The 24,596-nt window shown below is 66.0% G+C and carries 30 protein-coding genes and 2 pseudogenes; 15 read left to right on the top strand and 17 right to left on the bottom strand.

Translation table 11 applies throughout. The annotated features are described in order from the left end of the window. Positions 1 to 22 precede the first annotated feature (22 nt). Positions 23 to 571, bottom strand: a complete 549-nt coding sequence (locus ACTWPB_RS17820) for a DUF3558 domain-containing protein (RefSeq protein WP_446221746.1) — start codon at positions 569 to 571, stop codon at positions 23 to 25. A 531-nt stretch (positions 572 to 1,102) separates the two neighbouring features. Between ACTWPB_RS17820 and ACTWPB_RS17815 the strand changes: the two genes are divergently transcribed. The 3 genes and pseudogenes from ACTWPB_RS17815 to ACTWPB_RS17805 form a co-directional block, all read left to right on the top strand. Further along, entirely contained in the window at positions 1,103 to 1,606 is a 504-nt protein-coding gene (locus tag ACTWPB_RS17815) for a YbaB/EbfC family nucleoid-associated protein (RefSeq protein ID WP_446221745.1), read from the top strand. After that, positions 1,603 to 1,923 (top strand): type VII secretion target, encoded by a 321-nt coding sequence (locus ACTWPB_RS17810; protein WP_446221744.1) that lies wholly within the window; start codon positions 1,603 to 1,605, stop codon positions 1,921 to 1,923. The genes ACTWPB_RS17815 and ACTWPB_RS17810 overlap by 4 nt, the downstream gene beginning before the upstream one ends. Beyond that, positions 1,924 to 2,316, top strand: a pseudogene (locus ACTWPB_RS17805) (WXG100-like domain-containing protein); the annotation flags it as partial. It lies immediately after the preceding gene. Here the strand turns inward: ACTWPB_RS17805 and ACTWPB_RS17800 are convergent. The 4 genes from ACTWPB_RS17800 to ACTWPB_RS17785 all read right to left on the bottom strand — a co-directional run bounded on the left by ACTWPB_RS17800 (position 2,218) and on the right by ACTWPB_RS17785 (position 4,605). Further along, positions 2,218 to 2,817, bottom strand: a complete 600-nt coding sequence (locus tag ACTWPB_RS17800; protein WP_446226559.1) for a hypothetical protein — start codon at positions 2,815 to 2,817, stop codon at positions 2,218 to 2,220. The pseudogene ACTWPB_RS17805 and the gene ACTWPB_RS17800 overlap by 99 nt on opposite strands. Positions 2,818 to 3,329: 512 nt before the next feature. Continuing rightward, positions 3,330 to 3,593: a hypothetical protein gene (locus ACTWPB_RS17795; RefSeq protein WP_446226558.1), complete on the bottom strand. Its 264-nt coding sequence runs from the start codon at positions 3,591 to 3,593 to the stop codon at positions 3,330 to 3,332. Between the two features lie 126 nt (positions 3,594 to 3,719). After that, positions 3,720 to 4,043, bottom strand: coding sequence for a hypothetical protein (locus tag ACTWPB_RS17790; RefSeq protein WP_446226557.1), 324 nt, complete (start codon positions 4,041 to 4,043; stop codon positions 3,720 to 3,722). Positions 4,044 to 4,263: 220 nt separating this feature from the next. Further along, positions 4,264 to 4,605, bottom strand: coding sequence for a hypothetical protein (locus ACTWPB_RS17785; RefSeq protein ID WP_446226556.1), 342 nt, complete (start codon positions 4,603 to 4,605; stop codon positions 4,264 to 4,266). A 123-nt stretch (positions 4,606 to 4,728) separates the two neighbouring features. Here ACTWPB_RS17785 and ACTWPB_RS17780 point away from each other — a divergent pair. The 4 genes and pseudogenes from ACTWPB_RS17780 to ACTWPB_RS17765 form a co-directional block, all read left to right on the top strand. Beyond that, positions 4,729 to 5,277 (top strand): annotated as a pseudogene (locus ACTWPB_RS17780) (toxin glutamine deamidase domain-containing protein); the annotation flags it as partial. Positions 5,278 to 5,356: 79 nt separating this feature from the next. Next, positions 5,357 to 5,908 (top strand): hypothetical protein, encoded by a 552-nt coding sequence (locus ACTWPB_RS17775; RefSeq protein WP_446226555.1) that lies wholly within the window; start codon positions 5,357 to 5,359, stop codon positions 5,906 to 5,908. Between the two features lie 365 nt (positions 5,909 to 6,273). Further along, entirely contained in the window at positions 6,274 to 9,039 is a 2,766-nt protein-coding gene (locus ACTWPB_RS17770) for a hypothetical protein (RefSeq protein ID WP_446226554.1), read from the top strand. A gap of 10 nt (positions 9,040 to 9,049) precedes the next feature. Beyond that, complete coding sequence (locus ACTWPB_RS17765; RefSeq protein WP_446221743.1) at positions 9,050 to 10,141, top strand: hypothetical protein; 1,092 nt, start codon at positions 9,050 to 9,052, stop codon at positions 10,139 to 10,141. Positions 10,142 to 10,248: 107 nt separating this feature from the next. Here the strand turns inward: ACTWPB_RS17765 and trpA are convergent, their stop codons facing one another. From trpA to ACTWPB_RS17740, 5 genes are all read right to left on the bottom strand, one after another. Then, positions 10,249 to 11,049, bottom strand: a complete 801-nt coding sequence (gene trpA / locus ACTWPB_RS17760) for a tryptophan synthase subunit alpha (RefSeq protein WP_446221742.1) — start codon at positions 11,047 to 11,049, stop codon at positions 10,249 to 10,251. Then, entirely contained in the window at positions 11,049 to 12,317 is a 1,269-nt protein-coding gene (trpB, locus tag ACTWPB_RS17755; protein WP_446221741.1) for a tryptophan synthase subunit beta, read from the bottom strand. Before trpB ends, trpA begins: the two co-directional genes overlap by 1 nt. After that, complete coding sequence (trpC, locus tag ACTWPB_RS17750; protein ID WP_378921480.1) at positions 12,314 to 13,135, bottom strand: indole-3-glycerol phosphate synthase TrpC; 822 nt, start codon at positions 13,133 to 13,135, stop codon at positions 12,314 to 12,316. Before trpC ends, trpB begins: the two co-directional genes overlap by 4 nt. 124 nt (positions 13,136 to 13,259) lie before the next feature. Further along, positions 13,260 to 14,009 (bottom strand): TIGR02234 family membrane protein, encoded by a 750-nt coding sequence (locus ACTWPB_RS17745; protein WP_446221740.1) that lies wholly within the window; start codon positions 14,007 to 14,009, stop codon positions 13,260 to 13,262. Further along, a complete protein-coding gene (locus ACTWPB_RS17740) occupies positions 14,006 to 15,544 on the bottom strand; it encodes an anthranilate synthase component I (RefSeq protein ID WP_446221739.1) in 1,539 nt (512 codons plus the stop codon). Before ACTWPB_RS17740 ends, ACTWPB_RS17745 begins: the two co-directional genes overlap by 4 nt. 133 nt (positions 15,545 to 15,677) lie before the next feature. Between ACTWPB_RS17740 and ACTWPB_RS17735 the strand changes: the two genes are divergently transcribed. The 4 genes from ACTWPB_RS17735 to ACTWPB_RS17720 all read left to right on the top strand — a co-directional run bounded on the left by ACTWPB_RS17735 (position 15,678) and on the right by ACTWPB_RS17720 (position 17,752). Next, positions 15,678 to 15,956, top strand: a complete 279-nt coding sequence (locus ACTWPB_RS17735; RefSeq protein WP_378957320.1) for a hypothetical protein — start codon at positions 15,678 to 15,680, stop codon at positions 15,954 to 15,956. Between the two features lie 73 nt (positions 15,957 to 16,029). Next, positions 16,030 to 16,500: a peroxiredoxin gene (locus tag ACTWPB_RS17730; RefSeq protein WP_446221738.1), complete on the top strand. Its 471-nt coding sequence runs from the start codon at positions 16,030 to 16,032 to the stop codon at positions 16,498 to 16,500. 67 nt (positions 16,501 to 16,567) lie between these two features. Then, positions 16,568 to 17,140 (top strand): permease, encoded by a 573-nt coding sequence (locus ACTWPB_RS17725; protein ID WP_446221737.1) that lies wholly within the window; start codon positions 16,568 to 16,570, stop codon positions 17,138 to 17,140. Positions 17,141 to 17,284: 144 nt separating this feature from the next. Then, complete coding sequence (locus tag ACTWPB_RS17720) at positions 17,285 to 17,752, top strand: MarR family winged helix-turn-helix transcriptional regulator (protein ID WP_446221736.1); 468 nt, start codon at positions 17,285 to 17,287, stop codon at positions 17,750 to 17,752. Here the strand turns inward: ACTWPB_RS17720 and hisI are convergent. Beyond that, positions 17,749 to 18,093, bottom strand: coding sequence for a phosphoribosyl-AMP cyclohydrolase (gene hisI, locus ACTWPB_RS17715; RefSeq protein ID WP_378637196.1), 345 nt, complete (start codon positions 18,091 to 18,093; stop codon positions 17,749 to 17,751). The two genes, ACTWPB_RS17720 and hisI, sit on opposite strands and share 4 nt — an antisense overlap. Further along, the gene (locus tag ACTWPB_RS17710) at positions 18,090 to 18,185 is read right to left on the bottom strand and encodes a hypothetical protein (RefSeq protein ID WP_446226392.1); all 96 of its coding nucleotides are present in this window, start codon (positions 18,183 to 18,185) and stop codon (positions 18,090 to 18,092) included. The genes hisI and ACTWPB_RS17710 overlap by 4 nt, the downstream gene beginning before the upstream one ends. A gap of 30 nt (positions 18,186 to 18,215) precedes the next feature. On the opposite strand from ACTWPB_RS17710, the gene ACTWPB_RS17705 reads away from it, so the two are divergent. Then, a complete protein-coding gene (locus ACTWPB_RS17705; protein WP_446226553.1) occupies positions 18,216 to 18,368 on the top strand; it encodes a hypothetical protein in 153 nt (50 codons plus the stop codon). On the opposite strand, the gene hisF is transcribed toward ACTWPB_RS17705, so the two are convergent. The 4 genes from hisF to ACTWPB_RS17685 form a co-directional block, all read right to left on the bottom strand. Beyond that, positions 18,355 to 19,170: an imidazole glycerol phosphate synthase subunit HisF gene (gene hisF, locus ACTWPB_RS17700; RefSeq protein WP_446221735.1), complete on the bottom strand. Its 816-nt coding sequence runs from the start codon at positions 19,168 to 19,170 to the stop codon at positions 18,355 to 18,357. The two genes, ACTWPB_RS17705 and hisF, sit on opposite strands and share 14 nt — an antisense overlap. A 5-nt stretch (positions 19,171 to 19,175) precedes the next feature. Continuing rightward, positions 19,176 to 19,997, bottom strand: a complete 822-nt coding sequence (locus ACTWPB_RS17695) for an inositol monophosphatase family protein (protein WP_446221734.1) — start codon at positions 19,995 to 19,997, stop codon at positions 19,176 to 19,178. A gap of 8 nt (positions 19,998 to 20,005) precedes the next feature. Next, a complete protein-coding gene (gene priA, locus ACTWPB_RS17690; protein WP_446221733.1) occupies positions 20,006 to 20,737 on the bottom strand; it encodes a bifunctional 1-(5-phosphoribosyl)-5-((5-phosphoribosylamino)methylideneamino)imidazole-4-carboxamide isomerase/phosphoribosylanthranilate isomerase PriA in 732 nt (243 codons plus the stop codon). 133 nt (positions 20,738 to 20,870) lie between these two features. Then, the gene (locus ACTWPB_RS17685; protein WP_446221732.1) at positions 20,871 to 21,029 is read right to left on the bottom strand and encodes a hypothetical protein; all 159 of its coding nucleotides are present in this window, start codon (positions 21,027 to 21,029) and stop codon (positions 20,871 to 20,873) included. A 34-nt stretch (positions 21,030 to 21,063) separates the two neighbouring features. On the opposite strand from ACTWPB_RS17685, the gene ACTWPB_RS17680 reads away from it, so the two are divergent. Further along, positions 21,064 to 21,624 (top strand): hypothetical protein, encoded by a 561-nt coding sequence (locus tag ACTWPB_RS17680; RefSeq protein ID WP_446221731.1) that lies wholly within the window; start codon positions 21,064 to 21,066, stop codon positions 21,622 to 21,624. Here the strand turns inward: ACTWPB_RS17680 and ACTWPB_RS17675 are convergent, their stop codons facing one another. Beyond that, positions 21,625 to 22,227: a maleylpyruvate isomerase family mycothiol-dependent enzyme gene (locus ACTWPB_RS17675; protein WP_446221730.1), complete on the bottom strand. Its 603-nt coding sequence runs from the start codon at positions 22,225 to 22,227 to the stop codon at positions 21,625 to 21,627. A 124-nt stretch (positions 22,228 to 22,351) separates the two neighbouring features. Here ACTWPB_RS17675 and ACTWPB_RS17670 point away from each other — a divergent pair, with 124 nt between their 5' ends. Next, the gene (locus ACTWPB_RS17670) at positions 22,352 to 23,710 is read left to right on the top strand and encodes a DUF2786 domain-containing protein (RefSeq protein ID WP_446221729.1); all 1,359 of its coding nucleotides are present in this window, start codon (positions 22,352 to 22,354) and stop codon (positions 23,708 to 23,710) included. A gap of 49 nt (positions 23,711 to 23,759) precedes the next feature. Further along, on the top strand, positions 23,760 to 24,551 hold the full coding sequence (locus tag ACTWPB_RS17665; RefSeq protein ID WP_446221728.1) for a helix-turn-helix domain-containing protein: 792 nt from the start codon (positions 23,760 to 23,762) through the stop codon (positions 24,549 to 24,551). Positions 24,552 to 24,596 lie beyond the last annotated feature (45 nt).

Raw genomic sequence — 24,596 nt, 5'->3', positions numbered from 1 at the left:
CCCCTCCCCGATTTCCGGCAGTCTACTTCGGCAACGAGGGTTCGAGCACCTGAGCATGCCGAGCCGCGATCTCACACACATCCCCCTCGCGGGATTCATACTCACTGAGCCAAGTGACTCTAACCTCAAACATGCCTTGTTCGGCTTCGAAGCTGATGTAGCAGCCGTCGGGGTCGCTGCGTTCTTTGCTGATCAGCCCTGGTCGGCCGTTGACGGTGGTCTCACCCAGCACCGTCGCGCTTTCCTTCTTTCGCGCTTCCTGCAATGTATGACTGGTGGAGAGTACGTACGCCACGTAGTTCGTCGGGCCATACCGCTCATCGAGTGGGTCCCATCTGCACACTCGGAAGCTCGACACCCCGGTCGGCGGATCAGTGAAAACACTCTTCGTGGCAGGGTCCAGCCCCGCCGCACGCAACGCTTCATCACTGATCCCCGGATCCCGGCACACGTTGTACACGATGATCTCGTCGATATTGCGGGTACTCGGCTTCGCCGCCCCACCCGTCGAACCACCGCAACCGGCCAGCACCGGCAACACCATGGCCCCGCCCAGAACGGCCGAAACCATCTGACCTCTTCGCACAGCTCTCCCTCGCCGACCCATCCGGAACATCCCGGTCATCATCGTGGACGCACCGAGCGGGCTTCCAGTTCCCACCGATCTCGAATCACGTGGCGATCACCCTACCGGCCCCCACACCGAACCGCCGACCTGCCGCGCCCCCGACCACATGGGCGAGAACGCCCACACCACCGCCTCCGCAGGTTTCGCTTCATGCCGCGACCCGGATGTCCCCAGAAGGGCTTTCGACACTGGCCTTCGACAACCGTCGAGCGACGAGCCTCCCAACCAATCACCTACCAGAGGCGACCTCCTGCTCAGCTGGACGCACGACCTGTCGAGGTCAAGCCCGGTGCACGGCTGACTACACTGCTCGCCGAGCAGATAGGCAAGATGCTGGTTGCGTTGCGAATGGAACTACGTGCGAAAGATGCTGCACGGCAGTCCATCAAGTGAGATCCCGGTCACAAGATGCAACCGTAGCCTGGTCTCGCGCGTCCAATCCTGTGGACATGCTCTCTATCGGATCGAGGCTTCATGGACGACTGGTCGGTGCCCACCCGGACTGAAAACGACGCGTTGCGCGCGCAGATCGACTCGATGCTCGACACCTTCAACGCCGAGAAGTCGGCCCTGATCGACGCGCAAGCCCAGGCCGCGGCGCTGGTGAGCGTGTGGTCCGAGGACGGGTTGGTTCGCGCGTCCGGGACTATCGCGGGCGTCTCGGAGGTTCATATCGCGGCGGACGCGTTCAAGCGGGCAACGACGGAATCGCTGGGTAGATCGGTCACCGAGGCCATCACCGAACTGTCGCGGCAGACCTCGCAAACCCAGCAGCACGCGCTGGGCCCGCTGACAGCGTCGATGCCGGAGTTGTCCGACCTGATCCCCGGTGCCCCGAGTATCAAAGACCTGATCGCCGAACTCACCCCACCACCGCCACCGCCACCCGAACCGGTCGTCGAGGCCCCCGGACGTCTTGTCGATGACAGCGACGACGACGAAGGCGACTACTTCCGCAACCGAAGCTACCTGCGATGAGTTCGGTCGAGGTCAACCCCGAAGCCCTGCGCAATACCCAACCCGGCTTCGTCGCGGTCGCCTCCACGATCACCACTGCCGCCCAAGCACTGGCCGCGGTGATCGCCGCCGAGGGCCAGTGTTGGGGTGGTGACGAGATCGGTGCCGCGTTCGCCCAGAACTACACCCCCGGTGTCGACCCCGGCCAGAAAGCAGTCACCGGGTTGGCGACGACGATGACCCAACTGGGGGCGAACATGGTCACCGTCGCCGATACCTTCCAAAACCAGGACACCACCCAGGCAGGCGCGCTCGGTCAAGCAGCGGGTTCGCTGTAAATGGGCATCAATATCCCCGACGAACTCCAATGGGTCGCGAAATACATTCTCGGCGCCGGTGATTGGCCCGACGGCGACGAAACCGCCATGCGTCGAGTGGCCGACGGGTGGTCTGCGATGGCCAACACCCTCAACACCGTCGACGACGACGCCGCGAAAGTCTTGAACGTGGTGTTGGCGGCGATCTCCGAGGGCGAAACCCACACCGCGATCAACGCTTTCCGCGACAAACTGTTGTCCGGCGACCAGGCCGCCTTCGCCGCGGTCCGGAAATGGTGTGCGACGCAGGCGGAGTTACTCGACGACGGTGCCAACGATATCGCGCACACCAAGCTCGTGATCATCGGCACGATGATCGTGACCGCGATCGAGATCCTCGCGACCGCGTGGACCGGTGTCGGATTGATCGCCTCGGCCGGCGCGCGGATCGCCGGGCAGATCGCGGTCCGGATCGCGGTGCGTCAATTGATCGCCCGCATGCTCACCCGTGGTGCGGCCAAAGCCGCAGCCCGACTCGCATTGCGCGGCGCTTTCTGGGAGGCCCTCGAAGAAGGCGGCGTCGATCTCGCCGCCCGGATGATCCAGGTCTCCAACGGTGATCGCACCCTGGACAAGTTCGGGTTGACCGACCTGGGGTTGGCGACTCTCGGTGGCGCCGTTGGTGGCGCGGTCGGTGGCGTATTGGGTGGTGGTACCGGCGCTCTCGGTGACGCGGCATCCTCGGCAGTGGGTCGCGCGGCGAGCAAAGTCGCTGGCGGCGCTGTCACCGAACTGGGTGCCGATGTCTCTGCTCAGGTCGCCAGCGCAGGTGTCGGTGCGGCGTTCTTGGGCCGAGAATTCCAACTCGATATCGGCGTGGATACGTTCACCAGTGCCGGCGCGGGTGGTGTGCACAGCGCGATCGATTCCAGCGTTCATGGTGCAAGTGCCACGGCCCCGACAGTTCCCGAACTCGGCACCGAAACACCCGGTGCGACAGCACCCGCGGGGACCGACGCACCATCAGATGGTGTAACCCCGTCGCCGACGGGGACCGATAACGACGGCTCGACGAACGGCGCGCCGACCACCCCAGCCGGAACCGATACCGGCAGCCCAACCAACGGCGCCCCCACCACCCCAGCCGGAACCGATACCGGTTCCCCGACGGCCCCCGCCTCCACCGGTGATCCCGGCGCAGCCGACGAGGCAGTGACCTCACCTCAAAGCGGTACGCCCGAGAGCCCTGCCGCGGGTGATCCCTCCGCGTCGACCCCGAACAACAACGGCGCGAACGGAACTCCGGCGGCAGGCGACTCGACTCCTCTTAGTACCGATAGCAACAGTTCGGGCGCCACCGGTGCCTCGAACGGCGGAGATACTGCTGCACCATCGTCCAACCCAGACGATGCTGTGTCCCCGCAGACTCAGCCCGGTGACTCTTCACCATCGAGCCCGAACACCAACACACCCACCGAAACACCGTCGACCGTCGACACCGCCCCGTCGACTCCGAACGCCGACGGGGCCACGGCAACCCCCACCCTGGGCGATACCCCGGCATCTTCTGCCAACGGCACCGACACACCGACACCGACCAACAACCCTGCATCGACCAGCCCGACCACCGAAACCCCCAGCAACCCGCCCACCGGCGACCCTGCGTCCTCACCCAGTTCCTCGGGCAACATGGGCTCGTCGCTGGACCTCCCCTCGCAAGAACCCCTACCCCAGCCGAGCACTCCGACCGACAACACTCCGGTGAGTACCCCAACCGGACCACAGAATCCGACGACCGCCGCACCAGAATCGACGGCTCAGCAACCAACAACGTCGACTCCCGCCGCCGCTACCACCAACCCGACGCCCTCTACCACGTCTCCACCGTCAACACCCACGTACAACCCCGACACCACCCGCCCGACCGCCACGGACACCTCGACCGCCACAACAACTCTGGCTCCGCAAACCGCAACCTCTACGCCCACAACAGCTGTCACCCCACCTCCCACAACCACTCCGCCGTCGTCCCCCCCGCCGCCCTCATTCGTCCAGGGCCCGTCGTCCCCCCAGCCGACCTCTACGCCACCCCGGACAACCGCGACGCCCGCAACTACGAGCCCGACAGTCGCCCCCGACACTGCTTCCCCGGCAGCGCCCCCTATCGATCAGACCGCGACCACCCCGACAGCACCTATCGAAGCGCACACCACGACTGACTCCGACAGCCATCCCAGTTCCACCCAGGCAACGCCGCAAACCACAACGCCGACAACAACACCGACGACGACGAACCAGCCCCCCGATCCCGGCTACAGCCCCGACGCCCGTCCACTGCGCGAAGCCCTCCGTAACCAACCGTCACACGACGGCCGGACGACAACCGTCGACACGAACCAAAACCCTTCCCAACCGCGACCCGCCTACCGAATTCGCCGCTTTCAGGTAGGCAACCGCTGGGTATCGGTCGCCACCATCCGCGCCCATATCCCCAACATGCACCTCATGACTCCGGCGGAATTGAGTCAGGAGATCGAATTCGCCCAGCATGCAGTCGATTCCGCATTCAATCACGTTCAAGATCTCCTCAGCGGCGACCAATTTCTGGTCGATCTCGAGCTGACCACTGACCCGAATGCCGCTGACCTGCAGCTGAACTTGCAGCAACACGCGTTCGATCTGGCCAACGATCTCCGCGCCCACCTGGGGTTACCGCGGAGCGCACCGGACACTCCGCTGAGTCCAGATGACCTCCGCGCGATCAGCAACGACATAGCCCGAGCTAACACACCGGCCCGGTTCACCAACCCGTCCGACAACCGAGTCATGGCACCGCACCGACTCGAACCCGTTGAGCAGGCGTCGTACCAGAACATGGTCGAGGACCAACTTCGCAACGGAAACCAATTCACGGTCGGCGCAGACCCTCGCACACATCCATACGGCCAATCCGTCAACGACGGCGGACCGACGCGAGACGGGCGAAGCAATAACTGCCTTGATTGCTCTCTGTCGGCATTGTCATCTTTTTACGGCGTTCCCCAGGTGTCGGCTCCCCGGTGGCCCGATCCACTGCCAAATGGCTCCCGGGACAACAGTAGTGGCGAACAACTCGGCCCTCAGCGAGCCGAAACTTGGCTCGGCCACGGATTCAGTCATTTCGCCGGTATGTCGATCCAGGACCAGTTCCGCGCACTGCACAACCATATCGCCAACCTCGGTCCAGGCGCTTCCGCGCTGGTCGTCAACTGCTGGCACGCAAGAGACAAAAACGGAAACCTCGAATACAACGCCGACGGTTCTCCAGTGATTCGCGCCTCGCACGCCACCGTCATTGTCTACCCACCCGGCGCACCCGGACCCGTATGGTGGGATCCGCAGTCGGGAGCGACCTCCGACGTCCCACCTCCAAACATGGTCGCCCGATCTGCCGCCCTGGACTTCATCCCTATCGATGCATACGGAGGTATCACGAATGCCGGAACCAATTCGAACGGCGGAACAGGCCAACCAGCTGCTGACCAAGATTTTCGGGCCGAGCCGGGAGTTTCAGACGATCGAGACCCGGCACGGCTGGGTAGCCCAGGCGATTCTTTCCCCCGAGGAATTGGAGCAGGGCATGGGGTTGGGGCTGGGGAACTACGTACTGAACAAGCAAACGGGAGTCGTGACAGCTCACCGGAGCCTGCCGCCGGACATGATCGGAGAGGAATTCGACCAGGCGATCGAAACGGGCCAGCCGATCCAGGGCGGCCAGGTATATCCCCCACTCCGTCGAATCCACCTACTGAAAACCTTCGAGGACCCACAGACAGTCCAGTACCAAGTCCGGGTGACCGACCTGGATCAACCGACCAACCCGGAGACAACCGAACTGATCACGATCAACAAGGAAACCCTCTACTTCCATCCGAGCGGGGGCCCGCTCTCGGCAGCGACGGCTTGGGCCGAAATGCTCAGCCGGACAACGGGATCCTGGCCGACGGAGGAAACGATCGAACGGTAGCGAGCGTTCAGGACGCCCAGTCACCGACAGTATCGGTCGACCCGACGGCTACGCCAAGTTCCACACTCACCCAGCAAGAGCTCGCCAACGCCGAGAGCGCCCGCCAAGCGCGAGAATCCCTGCGCCCCAGCACACCCGAGAACAACCGATCAGTCCGAGTGAACCCTTACGGCGGCAGCCCGTACCGGGTCGCTCGCTATCCCCATGCGTTCGGCCAACCGGTCCAGGTTCTCCGCCTCACCGCCCACATCACCAGCGATCCGGGCCTACCCGCAGCTGCTCTGGACGCGATCACCGACAGTGCCCATCGAAGCATCGACCACAACCTCAACCAGGGTCACCAATTCGCGAACGGTGACGGGATCATGGTTGACATCGTCCCTGCCGCCGATCCGGGCGATGCCGACTTGCACCTCGACCTCAGCGACACCACCACCTCCGAATTTGCCGACACTGTCCGCCAACACCTCGGCCTCCCACCACGCAGCGCTCCCGGCCTCACCCCCGAAGACATCCGGCAGCTCGCCGCCGACATCGACCGCGCGACAATGACTAGTGCACACCAACCCTCATGGGCCGACCAGCACGCCGCGATCTCGACCCCGCAATCACCGCCGACATCGCCCACCCCGACACCAGCTGCCGATTCATCTGGCGACAGATCGCCGCATATAGAAGCAGGTGGCGCCAGGCGCCCACGTAACGCTTACGACACCGAGGCTCAGGATGCCTGGGCGAACAACGCTTACGACCACTTCCGCAACACCGATAATGACCTCGACGGCATGGTCGCAGAACTCGCTGACGTACCGAGACCAGACGGCTCCACAGGATTCGGTCGGGCCGAGCTCGAGCGCATCAAAAACCATCTCTTCAGGGAGGTGCATCCGCTATCCATAACCGACGATGACGGTAAGGACATCGGGATCGAATATCGACGATACGACGCCTATGCCGATATCGCCGAAGCCTGGATACGGATGTCCCTCGGCCGAGCAACCCCCGACGACATCGTTCTGCTAGAGCATGAGCTGGCCGAAGCCCAATACTATGAAAGCCATCCGGGCGCGCCGTACCAGGAAGCTCACCAGTTCGCCAACCTGAGCTTCAACTGGGAAGCGATGCAGCACGCTCGTACCGGCGAGAATATCGATGAATGGAGATCAGTCTATGGCAATGTATCTGGTCTTCCGACTGGAGTCGGAGACCGACCAGGAAGTGACGTACCGGTTCGGCGGGGCGGACCACAATCTCAATCGGACCCTGACGATCAACAAGGCGGACTACTCGGTGACGGTGGCGGACGGGAAGGAGGACGCGATGGCCGTGAGAACAGCGGGCACAGCGATGACTCGTCACCGTCAGGACGGGGTGTGGATCAAGGCGGGCAACTTCCAAGCCTGAACTACCACTCACCTCGCCAATCGGGAGGCCACAGTAGCGCCGGTGGTCAACTGCCGAATTCACCGTCGAGCGCCCCCAGTCCATCTCCGGAATCGGTGCCGCATCAGGGTCCAGCCACTACCGCGGTTCCACCACCAACCTCGCCGACATCACAACAGGTGCGCGATGCCAATCAATCGCGCATCGCTCGCGACAATTTGCGTCGCCACCAACCCGACGGAGGAGTTCAGCCGGTCACAGACTCGAGTGGCAACCGCCGCTTTACCTTGGGCAGATTCACTTCCGCATTCAATCAGCCAGTGTCGATGCTACGGATCGGCCTCCATGTATCCGGCACGAGTCACCTCGACCCAGCACTCGTCCAAGCGCTGATCGATCGTGCCCAGTTCGCCGTAGACCTCCGCTTCAATGGAGGAATTCGGCTCCCGTCCGGCGATTGGATGATGGTCGATCTGGTCCCAGTCAGCGACCCAGCCGCGGCCGATATGACTATCGATCTCGATACGGCGAATCCGCACAGCACACCGACCGATGCCAACCTCGACAACCTCACCGCGATGTTGCGAGAACAGCTCGGGCTGGATCCGTCAACCGAGAGCGAACTGTCCCCCGGCGACGTCCAACGGATCAGCAACGAAATCGACCATGCCGTGCCCTCCTCGACCACTTCTCCACGAGTATCTCCCGGCCCTGTCACAACCGATTCGCCTCTGGATCTTCCCGCCCAGGCCGCCAGTCCCGCTAGCCGTCCTGATTCAACAGCGCACGTTCCCAACATCGCGTCAGCTCATCCGAGCTCGGCCCGGAGAGAATCGCCGAATCAGACCCACCCCCATACTCCGATAGCACCGAACAACCAGAGCCAAATCCCTCCTCGGGCACCGGATCATCGCGCACCTGAATCGACCCCACCTCCGGTGAACGCATCCCACTCAACTTCGCCGACAGGTTCCACAAATAGCCCCTCCGTCCCAAACAATCCTGATTTCACACCCCAGACTCCCCAGTGGCACCAATCGTGGGGAGCCCCGAACCCCAGTCAGCGCTCAACCGGTTCCATTCGACGAATGGTCCGAAAGCTCTTCGGGGCGCAGCCGAGCCGAAACAACGTTCCGTCGGCGCCACCACCGACCCCAACGACTCAGCGGCCGTCGTCCGTTGCGCCGGGAACTCCTCCTGACACGAACAGTCCTCAGCAAACATCGGCACCGGAAAATTTCTCGGACCTTCCGTACAGCGTCGGCCCGCCCTATACGACTCAGGAAATGAATCCCACTTACCGAGGCGAGCACGAGGTCGGCAATTCCGTCTGGCCAAATCCGCTGCGGGTTTCATATCTCGATGAAATCGCACGTCGACGACTCAGACTCCATGTAATAGACGGAAGGATATACGACGCCGACGGGAATTTGTTCGATACAAGTTCCGGTACGACCGCCTGGGGCGGCGCAGGGAGAGCCATCTTCGTCATGGACGAACATGGCAATCTATATGCCTCAAATTATCATGAGCGTGGACTCTTTCACCACTCGAGCTTCCTGTCCGGTGGGAATGTAGCCGCGGCGGGAGAGCTGATCGTCATCAACGGCGAAATCCAGATGGTGACCGACTCGAGCGGGCACTACCAACCCTCCCGAGGCCATACGATGCAAGCAATTAATCAACTCAGGAACATGGGCATCCCGATTACTCCACAACAGGTAGAGTTCAAGGCGCCACCACAATGAAGGGAGCGATGTGAGCAACTGGCAAGGTATCGTAAATTCGATACTGTACTCGGTTCAGTTCGAGAGCGAGCTCAACGACGGGGTTGTCAACAGGATCGCGTATGCACTGTTGACAGAGCCGCTCTCCTCGTTGACTCCGGATGACGAATATCAGAGTCTATCGGATGGCCTCGCAGCGGACACTCCCCTCCCAAATGCCGTACCGATGCGCCAAGAATCGACAGAGCTGCGAGAATTCTTGAGTCGGGTTGTGGCGCGAATGGACAACATGAGACCGTGGCCCGAGCTACCTTATCACCGATTGCCCGAAGACAGCATTTCAGATTTCAAGAATGCTATTCCAATTGCACGCATCTCGTCAAGCGTCAACGATATCGAAACCAGCATATCTCGCGGATTCTATTGGGGGACAGAATTTGGCACCTTCATTCCCCTGAAGATGAGTTCCGGGCGAGTCATTGGCATGTTCACTCCGTTCTGGGACGATAGTGACGACATCGTTCTCGTCGATGCCACGCGCGAACCCGACCCGAGCGGCGCCATCGATGAACTGTTGTCGGTAACGCGATTAGACTCCAGTAAGGTAACGCGCTTGACAGCCGGAGACCTCGAGAGATTTACCGAGGAGTACGCGACAACTCCAATTCAACCCAGTTTTCGCGGCGAGCATATCCCGGGAAATCCCGTATGGGATGGCAAGCACGTCAAGTACTTGACTGAAGCCGATCGGGAACAGTTCCGCCTTGCGGTACACGACGGTTTGCTATATGACAGCAATGGAAACCTGTTCGATACCGCATCGGCCCGCACCCTATGGACACCGAATGGAGGTCGAGCAATCTTCGCGATGGATAAAGATGGCTACCTGTACGCCGCACCATTCCACATCCTCGGCGAATTCCATCATTCGAGCTTCTTGGCTGGCGAACCGGTTGCTGGGGCAGGGGAAATTGCGGTAGCCCAGGGAAGGGTACTGATGATCAGCGATCACAGCACCCACTACCAGCCTGCCCGGAAATTCACCCGGCAGGTGCTGGACAGCCTGCGTCGCCAGGGTGCGGAGATCAGCGACCACCAAGTTGAATATCACTCTTCTGTCTGATCGGCGCGAACGGAGGCAGGCATCACAGAGTTGGACGTCGAGTAGGCCGACCCGGTGACGAACGATGGGCCCGGCCACACATCGGCGGCCGGGCCCATCGTGGGACCTTAGGAACGGACGGTCGCCGAACGCACACCCTCGGCGAGTTCGGCCGTCAGTGCGCGGACCGCGTCTAGGCCCTCCGGCACGGCCGAGACCAGCGCCGATCCGACGATGACACCGTCGGCGTAGGCGGCGATCTCGGCGGCCTGCGCGCCGGAGCGCACGCCGAGGCCGACGCCGATCGGGATGTCGGAGTGCGCGCGGATTCGCGAGCACAGTGCGGGCGCGGCCGAGGAGACCGCCTCGCGAGCACCGGTCACACCCATGGTCGAGGCCGCGTAGATGAAGCCGCTCGAGGCCTCGAGGGTCTTGACCAGACGTTCTTCGGTCGAGGACGGTGCGACCAGGAAGATGCGATCCAGGTTGTGGGTGGCCGAGGCGACGAACCAGTCGTCGGCCTCGTCGGGGATCAGGTTCGGCGTGATGATTCCAGCGCCACCGGCTGCGGCCAGGTCGCGGGCGAAGGTGTCGACGCCGTATTGGAGCACCGGGTTCCAGTAGCTCATCACCACGGCCTGACCACCGGCGCCGGAGATCGCCTCGACGACGGAGAACACGTCGCGCACGCGCACCCCACCGCGCAGCGCCTGCTCGGCGGCGGCCTGGATGACCGGGCCGTCCATCACGGGATCGGAGTAGGCGACGCCCACTTCGACGATGTCGCAACCGGATTCGACCAGCGCGCGGCAGGCGGCGATGGATCCGGCGAGGTCGGGATAGCCGGCGGGCAGGTAGCCGATCAGGGCGGCCCGACCTTCGCTGCGCGCGGCGGCGAAGGTGTTCGCGAGGCGGGACTGCTGACTCACTACTTGTTCTCCTCGGCGGCGGCGTCGTCATCGAACAGACCGAACCAGCGGCCCGCGGTGTCCATGTCCTTGTCACCACGACCGGACAGGTTGACCAGGATGACCGCGCCTTCGCCGAGCTCGACACCCAGCTTCAGCGCGCCCGCCACGGCGTGCGCGGACTCGATCGCCGGGATGATGCCCTGGGTACGCGAGAGCAACAGCAGCGCGTCCATCGCCTCGGTGTCGGTGATCGGCCGGTATTCGGCGCGGCCGGTGTCCTTGAGGTACGCGTGCTCGGGGCCGACGCCCGGGTAGTCCAGACCGGCCGAGATCGAATGCGATTCGATGGTCTGGCCGTCCTCGTCCTGCAGCAGGTACGAGTAGGCGCCCTGGAACGCGCCGGGCGTGCCACCGGTGAAGGTGGCCGCGTGGCGTCCGGTTTCGACGCCGTCACCGGCCGCCTCGAAACCGACCAGGCGCACCCCCGCGTCGGGAATGAAGGCGTGGAAGATGCCGATGGCGTTGGAGCCACCGCCGACGCAGGCCACGACGGCATCGGGCAGCTTGCCGGCCTGCTCAGGGAGCTGGATCTGCTCGCGCGCTTCCAGACCGATCACGCGCTGGAAATCACGCACGAGCAGCGGGAACGGGTGCGGTCCCGCGGCGGTGCCGAAGCAGTAGAACGTGTCGTCGGCGTTGGTGACCCAGTCGCGCAACGCCTCGTTGATCGCGTCCTTGAGGGTCTGCGAACCCGAGGTCACCGGAATCACCTCGGCGCCGAGCAGCCGCATGCGGGCCACGTTGAGCGCCTGGCGGGCGGTGTCGACCGCGCCCATGTAGATCACGCAGTCGAGGGCGAGCAGCGCGCACGCGGTCGCGGTGGCGACGCCGTGCTGGCCCGCGCCGGTCTCGGCGATGACGCGGGTCTTGCCCATCCGCTTGGCGAGCAAGGCCTGGCCGAGCACATTGTTGATCTTGTGCGAGCCGGTGTGGTTGAGGTCCTCGCGCTTGAGGAAGATCCGCGCGCCACCGGCGTGTTCGGCCAGCCTGGTGCATTCGAACACCGGCGAAGGGCGGCCGGTGTAGTCGCGCTGCAACCGGTCGAGCTCGTCGAGGAAGGTGCGGTCGGTGCGGATCTTGTCGTACTCGGCGGTGACCTCTTCGATCACGGCCATCAACGCCTCGGGGACGTGACGTCCGCCGTAGACGCCGAAGTGGCCGCCCGCGTCGGGTTCGTAGTCGGAGTGCTGCGCGACGCCGGCGCTCGCCGGGGGAAGCACCGTCACCGGATGCTCCGCCGAGCAGGCTTCGGGCAGGACGGGTGCGTACCGGCGGTCACCAGCTCGGACACAGCCGAACGCGGGTTACCGCTGGTCACCAGGCCCTCGCCGACGAGCACGGCGTCGGCGCCCGCACCGGCGTAGGCCAACAGGTCGGCGGTGCCGCGGATGCCGGACTCGGCCACCCGGATGACCTCGGAGGGCAGGCCGGGCGCGATCCGCGCGAACACATCGCGGTCGACTTCGAGGGTCTTGAGGTTGCGCGCGTTGATGCCGATCACCGTCGCACCGGCCTCGAGAGCGCGGTCGGCCTCTTCCTCGGTGTGCACCTCCACCAGGGCGGTCATGCCGAGGGATTCGGTGCGGTCGATCAGCGAGGCCAGCACGTCCTGTTCGAGCGCGGCCACGATCAGCAGGATCACGTCGGCGCCATGGGCACGGGCCTCGTGGATCTGGTACGGGCCGACGACGAAGTCCTTGCGCAGCACCGGGATGTTCACGGCGGCGCGCACGGCATCGAGATCGTCGAGCGATCCGCCGAAGCGGCGACCCTCGGTGAGCACGCTGATGATGCGCGCGCCACCGTCTTCGTATGCCTTGGCCAGCACGGCGGGATCGGGGATGTCGGCCAGCGCACCCTTGGAGGGGCTGGCGCGCTTCACCTCGGCGATGACACCGATTCCGTCCTCGTGCAGCGCGGCGTATGCATCCAGCGGTCCCTTGACCGCGGCGGCAGCAGCTTTGATCGCTTGAAAATCGAGGAGGGCTTCGCGAGCGGCAACATCCGCCCGGACCCCGTCGAGAATCGAGTCGAGTACCGTCATCTGGCTCGAATCCTTTCTGGGGAGACGCACATCTCGCCCGAGAGTCCCCTCAGGCGCTGTCTCACCGATGCTGGTAAAGAATAAATGCCCGCCGCGCGTGTCACTGCGGCGGGGGTGCTGCCGGTCACTTGTTCTCCTCGACCGGACCGTGGTCGGTGCCGGGGGTATCGGAGGTGTCGGTCGGGTCGGTACCCGCGTCGAGCGCGTCCCACAGCACCCGGTCCGACAGTGGCGCCGCGGTTCCGGTCTGCGCGTTCTGTTTGCTCACCGCGGCGCTGGCGTCGGCACGGCGGAACACCGGGTTGTCGTATTTGCCGGAGAGCTCGGCGCGTTCGCCGCCGCGACGGGTGAGCAGGATGCCCGCGGCCAGTGCCAGGGTAGCGCCGAGGATCGACAGGATCGCCGGACCCAGGTGCGTGTCGGCGCCGCTGACGACCGCGCGCACCGGCAGTTCGGCCAGGGTGCCTGCACGGTCGGCGGTATTGCCCGCCCCGACGGCCAGCGCGAAGCCCGGTACCGCGGCGGCCGCCGCGACCACCGAGATCACCACCCCGAGCAGCTGACGCAGCACACCCTTGACCGCGAACACCGCCGCGATCGAGGCGACCAGCACCAGGGCGAGTGGGGTGAGCGCGCCGAACCACACACCGCCGTTGAGGTCATCGGTGCGCGGTTCGGTGAGACCGTCGGCCGAGTGCACCGTCACCCACGTCATCCGCGAGGCCGCCCACAGCCCCGCCGCGGCCAGCGCCAGCAGCACGACCGGAACTATCGGCTTGGCCGCCGGAGCGGGCGGCCCAGCCGTGGTGGAGTCCGCCGCCTGCCTGTCGGCGTCCGTCGAGCCGGGGTCGTCTTCGCCGGGCGTGGCCGTCATAGGTCCCCGCCTTCGTAGGTGCGCAGGGTCTGTGCCGCCGCGATCGCCTTGAGCACCGCCATGGCCTTGTTGCGGGCCTCGGTGTCCTCGTAGACCGGATCGGAGTCGGCGACCACACCCGCGCCCGCCTGCACATAGGCGATGCCGTCTTTGAGCAGGGCGGTACGGATGGCGATGGCGGTGTCGGCGTCACCGGCGAAGTCGAGGTAGCCGACCACGCCGCCGTAGACGCCGCGCCGGGTCGGTTCCAGCTCCTCGATCAGTTCCATCGCCCGCACCTTCGGCGCACCGGACAGCGTGCCGGCCGGGAAGCAGGCCCGCACCGCGTCGAGCGCGACCTTGCCCTCGGCGAGCAGCCCGGACACCGTCGAAACCAGGTGCATCACGTGGCTGTACCGCTCGACGTGGCGGTACTGGGTGACCTTCACCGTGCCGGGACGACAGACCCGGCCCAGGTCGTTGCGGCCCAGGTCGACGAGCATCAGGTGCTCGGCGTTCTCCTTCTCGTCGGCGAGGAGGTCCTTCTCGAGCAGGATGTCGTCCTCGGCGCTGTCGCCGCGCCAGCGGGTGCCCGCGATCGGATGTGTCGTCGCCACCCCGTCTTTCACGGTGACCAGCGATTCGGGACTCGAACCGACGATGGAGAACGCGGTGCCACCCTCGCCGTCGGGGATGTGCATCAGATACATGTACGGACTCGGGTTCGAGGCCCGCAGCATCCGGTAGACCGCGAGCGGGGAACCGGTGTAGTCCATTTCGAAGCGCTGGGAGAGCACCACCTGGAACGCCTCGCCCGCCTCGATCTCCTTGATCAGGCGGCGCACGCCCGCACCGAATTCCTCGGTGGTTCGCCTGCGCAGGAACTGCGGATCAGGCCGGTCGAAGACCGACACCGTCGAGGTCGCGGGTGCGGCGAGCGCGGCGGTCATCCGGTCGAGCCGGGCGAGCGCGTCGTCGTAGGCGGCGTCGACCCGGGAGTCGGTGCCGTCCCAGTTCACCGCGTTGGCGATGAGCGTGATCGCGCCCTCGTGGTGGTCGAACGCGGCCAGATCGGTGGCCAGCATCAGCACCAGCTCGGGCAGCCGCAGATCGTCGGCGGCCAGCTCGGGCAGCCGTTCGATCCGGCGCACCGCGTCGTAGCCGAGATAGCCGACCATGCCACCGGTGAGCGGCGGCAGACCGGGCAACCGTTCGGTGCGCAGCAGTTCGAGGGTCTCGTGCAGCACGCGCAGCGGGTCACCGCCGGTGGGTGCGTCGGCGGGCACCGTGCCGAGCCAGGTGGCTTCGCCGTCGACGACGGTCAGCGCCGACGGGCTGCCCGCGCCGATGAACGACCAGCGCGACCACGAGCGCCCGTTCTCCGCGGATTCGAACAGGAAGGTGCCCGGCCGGTCGCCTGCCAGTTTGGAATAGGCCGAGAGCGGAGTTTCGGAGTCCGCCAGCACCTTTCGGGTCACCGGGACGACCCGGTGCTCGGCGGCGAGCAGCCGGAACTGTTCGCGGGTCGTGGTGGTTGGTGTCGACGCGCCCTGCATGAGCCCATCATCCCAGGCGTGCCGCCGCCGACGCGCGCGGACCCGACCCCGCGCCGAATCGGGCGGTGACCGGCATCACTACACTCGCGCGGGTTCCATGTCGCATGCGGTAATCCCCTTTCCGAGAGGAGCAATGTTGTACCCCTCGCACCAGGGCGCACAGGACAGCCGCCTGGCTGTCCCGTCGCAGCAGCACTACGGTCCGGGCCAGCAAGCGGTGACGGCGAGCGCGATCAATTCGTTCGTCACCTACGCCAAGGCCATCCAGGACCTCGACAAGAAGAACTTCCCCGACGAGTACGCCGGGCACAGCGACCGCATCCGCGAGCTAGAACCGCTGCTGCGCGCGCACGGCATCCTCGACGTGATGCAGATCCGCAATCCCGACGTCGCGGCGCTGCTCGGGCAGTAGGCCCCGCAGATCCCCGTTCGCGGGCGCGAACGGGGATCTTCCTAACTCGGCCACCGGTCGTTACTGTCTGGGCATGCAGCCAGGCCAGCGCGCTCCGCAGTTCGAGCTCCCCGATCAGTCCGCACAGCTCCGCTCGCTCGACGGCTTGCTCGCCGACGGCCCGCTGGTGCTGTTCTTCTACCCCGCCGCCAATACCCCCGTGTGCACCGCCGAGGCCTGCCACTTCCGCGATCTGAGCGGCGAGTTCACCGCGCTCGGCGCCTCGTGCGCCGGCATCAGCACCGACAGCACCGAGGTGCAGGCGGGCTTCGCCACCAAGCAGCGCCTCGACTACCCCGTGCTGTCCGATCGCGACGGCGCGGTGGCCGCCGAATTCGGTGTGAAGCGTGGACTGCTCGGCAAACTCGCCCCGGTCAAACGGCACACCTTCGTCATCGGCTCCGACCGCACGATCCTGAAGATCATCACCGGTGAACTGCGAGCGGCAGTACATGCCGACGAAGCACTCGCCTTCCTGCGCGAACGCGGCACCGCCCCGAAGTAGTACCGATCGAAGAATCGCCGGGCGCCGGATCGACGCCCGGCGACCCCGACGCACTTACGCTGGGCAGATGACAACCGGCCAGGTGCAGTCGAGCGGCCAGAAATCCACCGCCGTCCTATGGCGTAACCGGGCGATCATGGCGCTCGCCACGGTGGTGGTGCTGGTGATCGCCTACTTCATCCTGTCCTCGTTCATCCCCCGATGGTGGGCACAGCGGCTGGCCACTATCGTGCACGGCAGTTTCAGCGCGGGCATCTGGTGGGGACTGGTGTACGGGTTCCTGTTCACGCTGCTGCCACTGCTGCTGCTGGTATTCGCGGTGCGGGTGTGGAAGCGCAAGGGCGGCAAGTTCATCGCGGGTGCGGCGGTGATCGTCGCACTGGCTTGCTCGCTGCCGAATCTGATGACCTTGACGATCGTGCTCGGTGGCAACAATGCCGCACACGCCGGTCAGCGCATTCTCGATGTCGACGCGCCTGCCTTCCGCGGCGCCTGCCTGGTCGGCGCCATCATCGCGGCGGTGGTGTTCGCGCTGATACTCGCGCTGATGGGCAAGCGTGGATTCAACCGTCACCAGGCCGCCAAGGCCGCGGCACGCCCGCCCGAGCCCACCATGCCGCCGATGACCGGCGACCGGTAGCCGATATCGGCGACCTCGCGGTGATGTGAGTGACCTCACGACCACCACCATCTCACGGACGCCGCAGCGACGTCGTGGCAAACTCTTTCTCGTGCGCGCCTCACTCCACCATGTCCGCCGTCCGGCCGCGAGGCAGTACCGGCGATGAGTCAGTGGCTCGACCCCGTCGAACAGCGCGCATGGCAGGCGATCGTCGCGCTCATGACCCGGATTCCCGGCGCGTTGGACACCCGGCTGCAACGCGAGTCCGGGCTCACCCATTTCGAGTTCCGGGTGCTCAGCCTCCTCTCGGAGGAGGCAGGCCATCGCCTGCAATTGAGTGATCTCGCCCACAAGGCAAATGCGTCGCTATCGCGGCTGTCACATGTGGTGTCCAAGCTCGAACGCCTCGGCTGGGCACGACGCGACACCACCGCGGGCAGACGCGGGGTGTACGCGGTACTGACCGACGCGGGTTTCGAGAAGGTGATCGAAGCCGCACCCGGCTATGTGGATGCCGTACGCAGGCTCGTCCTCGACGGTCTCACCGACAAGCAGACCGCGCAACTGGCGGTGCTCGGCGAAACGCTGTCCGACCGGCTCAATCGAATCCTCGTCGAAGACGGCGACTAGTCCGCGGCGAGCAATACGTCGGTATCGAAGCAGGTGTGGGTGCCGGTGTGACAGGCCGCGCCTTCCTGATCGACGATCAGCAGCAGCGTGTCGCCGTCGCAATCCAGGCGTACCTCGTGCACGTACTGCGTGTGCCCGGAGGTCTCGCCCTTGACCCAGTACTGCTGACGCGAGCGCGAATAGTAGGTCGCCTTACGGGTTTCCAGCGTGCGGGCCAGCGCCTCATCGTCCATCCACGCCATCATCAGCACGTCCCCGGTCGCCTTTTCCTGCGCGATCGCGGCGATCAGTCCGTCCTCGGTGCGCTTGAGGCGGGCGGCGATGGCGGGGTCCAGGCTCATGCCTCGTTTATAACAGCAGCCAGTTCGATGGCCACCAGCAGCTCGACGAGGTCGTCCACGCTGCGCGCATTTCGGCCGGTGAGCTCCTGGATCCGGCCCAGCCGGTACTTGGCCGTATCGAGGTGGATGTGCAGGGTGCCGGCGGCGCCGTGGCCGCCATCGTCGACGTGGTGTTGCGCCGACCCCAGGGTGCTCGGGATTACGTGCTCGCTCGCGAGGTCGGGCCGGATGCCACCCTCGCGCGGGTGGCCCGAACGTTCGTCAGCGGACGGTGATGCCGTCCGCGCGCATCGCGTTCTTGACCTGGCCGATGGTGAGGTCGCCGAAGTGGAAGACGCTCGCGGCCAGTACCGCGTCGGCGCCTGCGTGCACGGCGGGCGGGAAGTGTTCGACCGCGCCCGCGCCGCCACTGGCGATCACCGGTACGCGCACCGCGGCGCGTACCGCGGTGATCATCGGCAGATCGAATCCGGCTTTCGTGCCGTCGGCGTCCATCGAGTTCAGCAGGATCTCGCCCACACCGAGTTCGGCGCCGCGGATGGCCCATTCGACGGCGTCGATGCCGGTGCCACGCTTACCGCCGTGGGTGGTGACCTCCCAGCCAGACGGGGTGGCGGGCTGACCGTCGGGCACGGTGCGCGCGTCGACCGAGAGCACGATGCACTGGGCACCGAAGCGCTGCGACATCTCGAACAGCACTTCGGGGCGGGCGATGGCGGCGGTGTTCACCGACACCTTGTCCGCGCCCGCGCGCAGCAGCCGGTCGACATCGTCGACCGTGCGCACGCCGCCGCCGACAGTGAGCGGGATGAAGATCTGTTCGGCGGTGCGAGTCACCACGTCGAGCATGGTGCCGCGGTCGCCGGTGGAGGCGGTGACGTCGAGGAAGGTCAGCTCGTCGGCGCCCTGGGCGTCGTAGGTCGCGGCCAGTTCCACCGGGTCGCCCGCGTCGCGCAGGTTCTGGAAGTTGACGCCCTTGACGACGCGACCCGCGTCGACGTCCAGGCACGGGATCACGCGGACCGCCAGGGTGCTCGGCGCCGTGGTGCTCGGTCGTTGGTCGGTGCGCGGTGTCATGCTGTTCACCCTCGTTCTTCTTCGCTGACGGTGCAAATCATCTCCAGCAGCTCTTCGTGCACGCCCGGCGCGGCGGCCAGCACCGAGCCGGAGGTGATCGTCCACGGCGCGCCCGCCAGATCGGTGACCACGCCACCCGCGGCGCGCACCAGCGCGACCCCGGCCGCGTTGTCCCACGGATGATGCCCGAAGACCACCGCGCCGCCGAGCACCCCGGACGCGGTGAACGCCAGGTCGATGCCGGTGGCGCCGTGCATACGCACCCGCGAGGACAACCGGCTCAAGGCGCCGAGCAGGTCGAATCGGAACTGACCGGGGATGCGGCCTGCCGAGTCGAGGTTGAAGGCACCGAACCCGATCATGGAGTTGGCGAGTTTGCCCGGTTCCAGCGGCGGCAACGCGACACCGTCGAGGTAGAGCGGCCCACCGGTCACCGCGGCGTAGCGGCGGCCGAGCATGGGCAGCCAGGTCAGGCCGATCACCGGTTCGCCTTCGTGCACCAGCGCCAGCAGGGTGCCCGACATGGGGTGGCCGGAGGAGTAGTTGAAGGTGCCGTCGATCGGATCGAGCACCCAGGCCGTGCCAGAGGTGAGCGCGGGCCCACCGAATTCCTCACCGTGCACCGCGATGCCGGTGCGCTGCTGGAGCTCGGCGGAGATGGTGCGTTCCAGCTCGAGATCGAGTTCGGTGGCGAAGTCGTTGCGGCCCTTGGTCACCGCGCTCGGCGCGCCGAGGCCTTCGACGAAACGCGCAACCACGCCGTCCAGGGTCTGGGTGGCGACGGTCAGCAGGTCGGTCAGTTCGGCGGTGCTCGGCGTGGCGGTCATCGGCGGTGTCAGCGCACCGCGGCCAGTGCTTCGGGCAGTGTGAACCGGCCCGCGTACAACGCCTTGCCGATGATCGCGCCCTCCACACCGTCTTCGGCCAGGCCCGCGATGGCGACGAGGTCGTCGAGCACCGAGATACCGCCGGACGCGACCACCGGTGCGTCGGCGGCGTTGGCGACCTCGCTCAGCAGCTCGAGGTTGGGGCCGGTCAGTGTGCCGTCCTTGGAGACGTCGGTGACGACATAGCGTGCGCAACCGTCGCGCTCGAGGCGTTCGAGCACCTCCCACAGATCGCCGCCGTCGGTCACCCAGCCCCGGCCGCGCAGCCGCCACTGCCCATCGATCTGCTTCACGTCGAGCCCGACCGCGATCCGGTCGCCGTACTCGCCGAGCACCCGGGCACACCACTGCGGGTTCTCGATCGCCGCGGTGCCGATGTTCACCCGCGCGCACCCGGTCGCCAGCGCCGCCTTCAGCGAATCGTCGTCACGGATACCACCGGACAGTTCGACCTTGACGTCGAGCTCGCCCACGACCCGGGCGATCAGTTCCCGATTGCTCCCCTTGCCGAAGGCCGCGTCCAGATCGACCAGATGCACCCACTCGGCCCCCGCTTGCTGCCACGCCAACGCCGCGTCCCGAGGCGACCCATAGCTGGTTTCGCTACCGGCCTCCCCTTGCACAAGGCGCACGGCCTCACCATTGGCGACATCGACAGCGGGCAACAGCACAAGACTCACGCATTCAGACTAGTAGGTCTGTGTCCCCGTTCCCGCAACGGTCCGCGGCGGTGAGGCCCGTGTCACGCGAACCTTCCGCACACGTGCGCAGTGTGTCGGCCGGATGCGATGGTCCCGGCCGACCGCGATTCACTCAGTCGGCCGCGGCCTCGAACGTTCCGGGCTCGGAGGAGCCACCCTGCCGGCGCAGGAGGACGCCGAGTCGGTTGGCGGGGTTGATCACCGAGGCCGAAGCGGCGACCTGCTCGTCGTCGTAGTGCTCGCGCACTGGGGCTCCGGTCTCATCGGACACGCCATGAGTGGCAACGGCGGCGCACCGAATCCTGTTGGGCTGGCATCGATTACGGCACGTGTCGGTGGTTCTGGATACAGTTCGTCCCGACGCGCGGATCCGCGTCGGCTGGACCGATCAAAGGAAAATTGTGTTCCGTACAGGTGTACTGGGTAGTTTGCTGGGTTCGATCGCGATGGCGGCGGTGATCGTGGCGCCGAATGCGGCGGCAGGCGCCCCGGATGCGGCGCGGCTCGCGGGCTGCGATTTCGGCCGTGAAATCTCGACCTACGACCACGCACACGACCTCGACGGCTACTTCGCGCGTGTCCTCGACCGCAGCACCGGCGCATTCCACGCCGAGTTCACCCAGGGCAGGGACGCACTGGCAGCGGCCATGCGCCAAGCGCAGGTTCGCTCCACCGCCGAAAACATCACCTGCGGCGTGGTGAACGGCGATTTCCTCAACGCGGACGTTCTGGTGACGATGACACAGATCCGTTCCAACGCGAACGCTCCCGAACCCGAGCGCCTCAACATGGTCATCAACGTCAAACTGACCAATGTCTGGGGGCGGTGGCTCGCGCACGAACTCGATTCCCCCCTGTTGAAGTAGTCAGCCGAGGCGGCGGCGGAGTTCGGGGAGTCCGCCACCGGTGAGGTCGTCGAGCGCGACGGTGCGGCCGACCACGGCCAGGGCGATGGCCTCGCCCGGGCCGCGGACTTCCGGGCCGTCGCCCGAGGACCAGGAGATATCGGTGGCGACGAAACGCAGGCCCTTGGTGAATCTGCCGGGGAGGGCGAACGGGTCGGGGAAGTCGAGGACCGCGGTGAGACGGTCGGCGGGGATGGTTCGCGGGCGGGCGAGCGGGCGGCGGATGTCTTGGTGGTGGACCACGAGGTCGGAGAGCATGAGCCGGGGCGAGTACTTCGACAGGCGACCCGACTCGTTGTCGAGCTCGTCCACCAGCTGATCGGTCGTCAGCCCCGAGAACGACTGCGCGAGTGCGTTATTGGTGCGGTTCACCGAGCCGCGACTTTTCACCACGACCGCCGCGTAGCTCAGCGGACTCAGCGTGTCCGTCAGCAGATGCCCGACGACATCACGAACCCGCCACCCCGCACACAGCGACGGCGTCTCCCACTCCTGCTCGCTCAACCCCCGCAGCAGTTCGACCAGTTCGGCCCGTTCGTCGAGCAACATCCCCCGATAACTCATACCGCCACTCTAGTCGCACCGACCGCCGTCGGAAATCCTTCCACGGTCGGATTCTCGTGGGCGAGCATCGATTACCTGATCCGCGATCCACTCAGGTCGGCTGACCTGCTCCGACGCTTCGCAGTTGACCACACGACCGTGCCGCCCCGCTGCGGCGATACGCGACAATGGACGCCGCGAACTTCTCGCCGCTGTCCACCTCATCGCGGGCAGCGCCTCCACGAACAGATCGGCGCACACTTTGGCCAAGCAGAATCGTCGGCGTCGTACCGGTCGCAAGCCGGCGGCCGCTCCCGGACTTCCGGTCGATGCCGCGTTGTCGGGTGACCCGTCGCAGGTCGCCGAGGCGATCGCGACCGTCGCCTTCCTCGCCGCCCACGGCGACAAGAACGCGATCGAGCGGTTCGTCGAACAGGTGGCGGGAGCGGAGTCAGGAGCGGGGGTTCAGCTCGCCGCCGCGCGAATCATCGCCCGCGCCTTCGACTTCGGCTGGTTGCCCAGCGACATCCACGAGGCCGCACGCAGGCGGGTGGACGAATTCGCGATCGGGTACCTGACCGATCTCATCGCCGACCACCGCGCCGGCTTCGCACCCGGGTCCGTCGACGAGATCTGGCAGCGGCAACTGGACGAACTGAGCGCCACGGTGTGGTGGACATCTGATCGCCCCCACCTCGAGCAGTGGGCCGACCGCGCGCTGCTCACCGACGCCGAGGCCCTCACCGCGGCTCTCACCGCCCTCGCCCTGCTCATCCAACTCCCGAAACTCGAGCAGCTCGTCCCCCTCCCGGGCACCCGTGGACAGACCGCCACCCACCACCACGTCGACGAGAGGACCCTCGGCCGAGTCCGCGGCCTCCTCGCCAAGGCCGAGTCGACGTCCTTCGCCGAGGAAGCCGAGACCCTGTCCGCCAAGGCGCAGGAACTCATGACCAAGTACGCGATCGATCGCGCCCTGATCGATGCCGAGCGCACCGACCCCGATCTGCCCGCCGCCCGCCGAATCTGGCTCGAAACCCCTTACACCGACGCCAAAGCCCTGCTCATCGACATGGTCACCCGTGCCAACCGCTCCCGCGCGATCTTCGTCGCCGAGTGGGGTTTCGTCACGATCGTCGGCGACGATCCCGACCTCGACGCCGTAGAAATCCTGTCCACCTCCCTCTTGGTCCAGGCCACCCGCACCATGATCGACAACGCCACCACCGAAGAATCCCGCTCCCGCCACTACCGCAAGGCCTTCCTCACCGCCTACGCCTCGAGGATCGGCGAACGCCTCGCCGAGGCCGCCGCAGCGACGATCGCCGACTCCCCCGACGCCACCCACCTACTCCCGGTCCTGGCCAACCACCAACAGCGAGTAGACAAAGCCTTCGACACCTACTTCCCCACCGTCCGCACCCGAGGCATCACCATCCGCTCCGCCGAAGGCTGGACCGCGGGCACCGAGGCCGCCGACCGAGCCGACGTCGACAACCCCTGACCCGTTCGCCCCGTTGCCAGGCCGACAACAACCCTCGTACGCTCGGCGGATGCGGCCGATCATGTCCGAACGGGAGCTGGATGCCGGCTGGGACCTGGCGCGGTCGACCGGATCGGCGATGGCGGGGATCACGATGGAAGGATTTCGCGATCGCGCCTCGACAGGGTGCGATATGCGAATCTTCGCTCGGCCGGAGGTCACTGTGGTGATCCAATTCGGCGATAGTCGGCTGACTGTGGAGGGGGGCGGCCGTAGGTCCACCTTCGATGGTCTGGTCGCCGGTCTCACCCCGGGAATTAGCCATGTTCAGGCCGCGCGGGTCGAATGTGTCGAATTGCGGATGTCGCCGATCGCCGCGTTCGGCCTGCTCGGTGTCGCACCGGCCGACCTGAACGGCACGATGATCGGGCTGGACGATATCTGGGGTTACGCGGCACCGCTGCTGCGCGAGCAGTTGTCCGAAACAGCAACGTGGGCGGACAGATTCGCGGTAACAGCGAAATTTCTCACCGCACGGGAAACGCCGAGGACGGCCGATCCCGAGGTCGTCGCGTGCTGGGAGCGAATCGTCGCGGACAACGGCGCCGTGCGGGTGCGGGAGCTGGCCGAACTCACCGGGTGGAGTCGTCAGCGCCTGTGGTCGAGGTTCACCGCCCAGGTCGGCGTGACACCCAAACGCGCCGCGATGGTGGTCCGATTCCGATCCGCGTTCGACCTGCTGACGGCGGGCCGATCCGCCGCCGAAGTTGCTGTGACATGCGGCTATTCGGACCAATCGCACCTCCACCGCGACCTCTCGGCCTTCGCCGGAATCACTCCGGGCGCACTCGCGGCGCCCTGACGCCGAACATTCGTCCAAGACCGCGACGGCACCCGCACCCGACAG

This window comes from Nocardia sp. IBHARD005, from assembly GCF_052814245.1.
This window is presented reverse-complemented; position numbering and strand designations above follow the sequence as displayed.

What these genes read in the sequence shown, in the direction of transcription:
- ACTWPB_RS17745 (WP_446221740.1), bottom strand. Translation starts at nt 14,009, where the DNA reads ATGACGGCCACGCCCGGCGAAGACGACCCCGGCTCGACGGACGCCGAC.
- ACTWPB_RS17665 (WP_446221728.1), top strand. Translation starts at nt 23,760, where the DNA reads ATGCGGCCGATCATGTCCGAACGGGAGCTGGATGCCGGCTGGGACCTG.
- hisI (WP_378637196.1), bottom strand. Translation starts at nt 18,093, where the DNA reads ATGAGCCTGGACCCCGCCATCGCCGCCCGCCTCAAGCGCACCGAGGAC.
- ACTWPB_RS17795 (WP_446226558.1), bottom strand. Translation starts at nt 3,593, where the DNA reads ATGTTGCCCGAGGAACTGGGTGAGGACGCAGGGTCGCCGGTGGGCGGG.
- ACTWPB_RS17775 (WP_446226555.1), top strand. Translation starts at nt 5,357, where the DNA reads ATGCATACGGAGGTATCACGAATGCCGGAACCAATTCGAACGGCGGAA.
- ACTWPB_RS17675 (WP_446221730.1), bottom strand. Translation starts at nt 22,227, where the DNA reads ATGAGTTATCGGGGGATGTTGCTCGACGAACGGGCCGAACTGGTCGAA.
- ACTWPB_RS17735 (WP_378957320.1), top strand. Translation starts at nt 15,678, where the DNA reads ATGTTGTACCCCTCGCACCAGGGCGCACAGGACAGCCGCCTGGCTGTC.
- ACTWPB_RS17730 (WP_446221738.1), top strand. Translation starts at nt 16,030, where the DNA reads ATGCAGCCAGGCCAGCGCGCTCCGCAGTTCGAGCTCCCCGATCAGTCC.
- ACTWPB_RS17725 (WP_446221737.1), top strand. Translation starts at nt 16,568, where the DNA reads ATGACAACCGGCCAGGTGCAGTCGAGCGGCCAGAAATCCACCGCCGTC.
- ACTWPB_RS17720 (WP_446221736.1), top strand. Translation starts at nt 17,285, where the DNA reads ATGAGTCAGTGGCTCGACCCCGTCGAACAGCGCGCATGGCAGGCGATC.
- trpC (WP_378921480.1), bottom strand. Translation starts at nt 13,135, where the DNA reads ATGACGGTACTCGACTCGATTCTCGACGGGGTCCGGGCGGATGTTGCC.
- ACTWPB_RS17740 (WP_446221739.1), bottom strand. Translation starts at nt 15,544, where the DNA reads ATGCAGGGCGCGTCGACACCAACCACCACGACCCGCGAACAGTTCCGG.
- ACTWPB_RS17820 (WP_446221746.1), bottom strand. Translation starts at nt 571, where the DNA reads ATGGTTTCGGCCGTTCTGGGCGGGGCCATGGTGTTGCCGGTGCTGGCC.
- ACTWPB_RS17770 (WP_446226554.1), top strand. Translation starts at nt 6,274, where the DNA reads ATGGTTGACATCGTCCCTGCCGCCGATCCGGGCGATGCCGACTTGCAC.
- hisF (WP_446221735.1), bottom strand. Translation starts at nt 19,170, where the DNA reads ATGACACCGCGCACCGACCAACGACCGAGCACCACGGCGCCGAGCACC.
- ACTWPB_RS17695 (WP_446221734.1), bottom strand. Translation starts at nt 19,997, where the DNA reads ATGACCGCCACGCCGAGCACCGCCGAACTGACCGACCTGCTGACCGTC.
- ACTWPB_RS17815 (WP_446221745.1), top strand. Translation starts at nt 1,103, where the DNA reads ATGGACGACTGGTCGGTGCCCACCCGGACTGAAAACGACGCGTTGCGC.
- ACTWPB_RS17810 (WP_446221744.1), top strand. Translation starts at nt 1,603, where the DNA reads ATGAGTTCGGTCGAGGTCAACCCCGAAGCCCTGCGCAATACCCAACCC.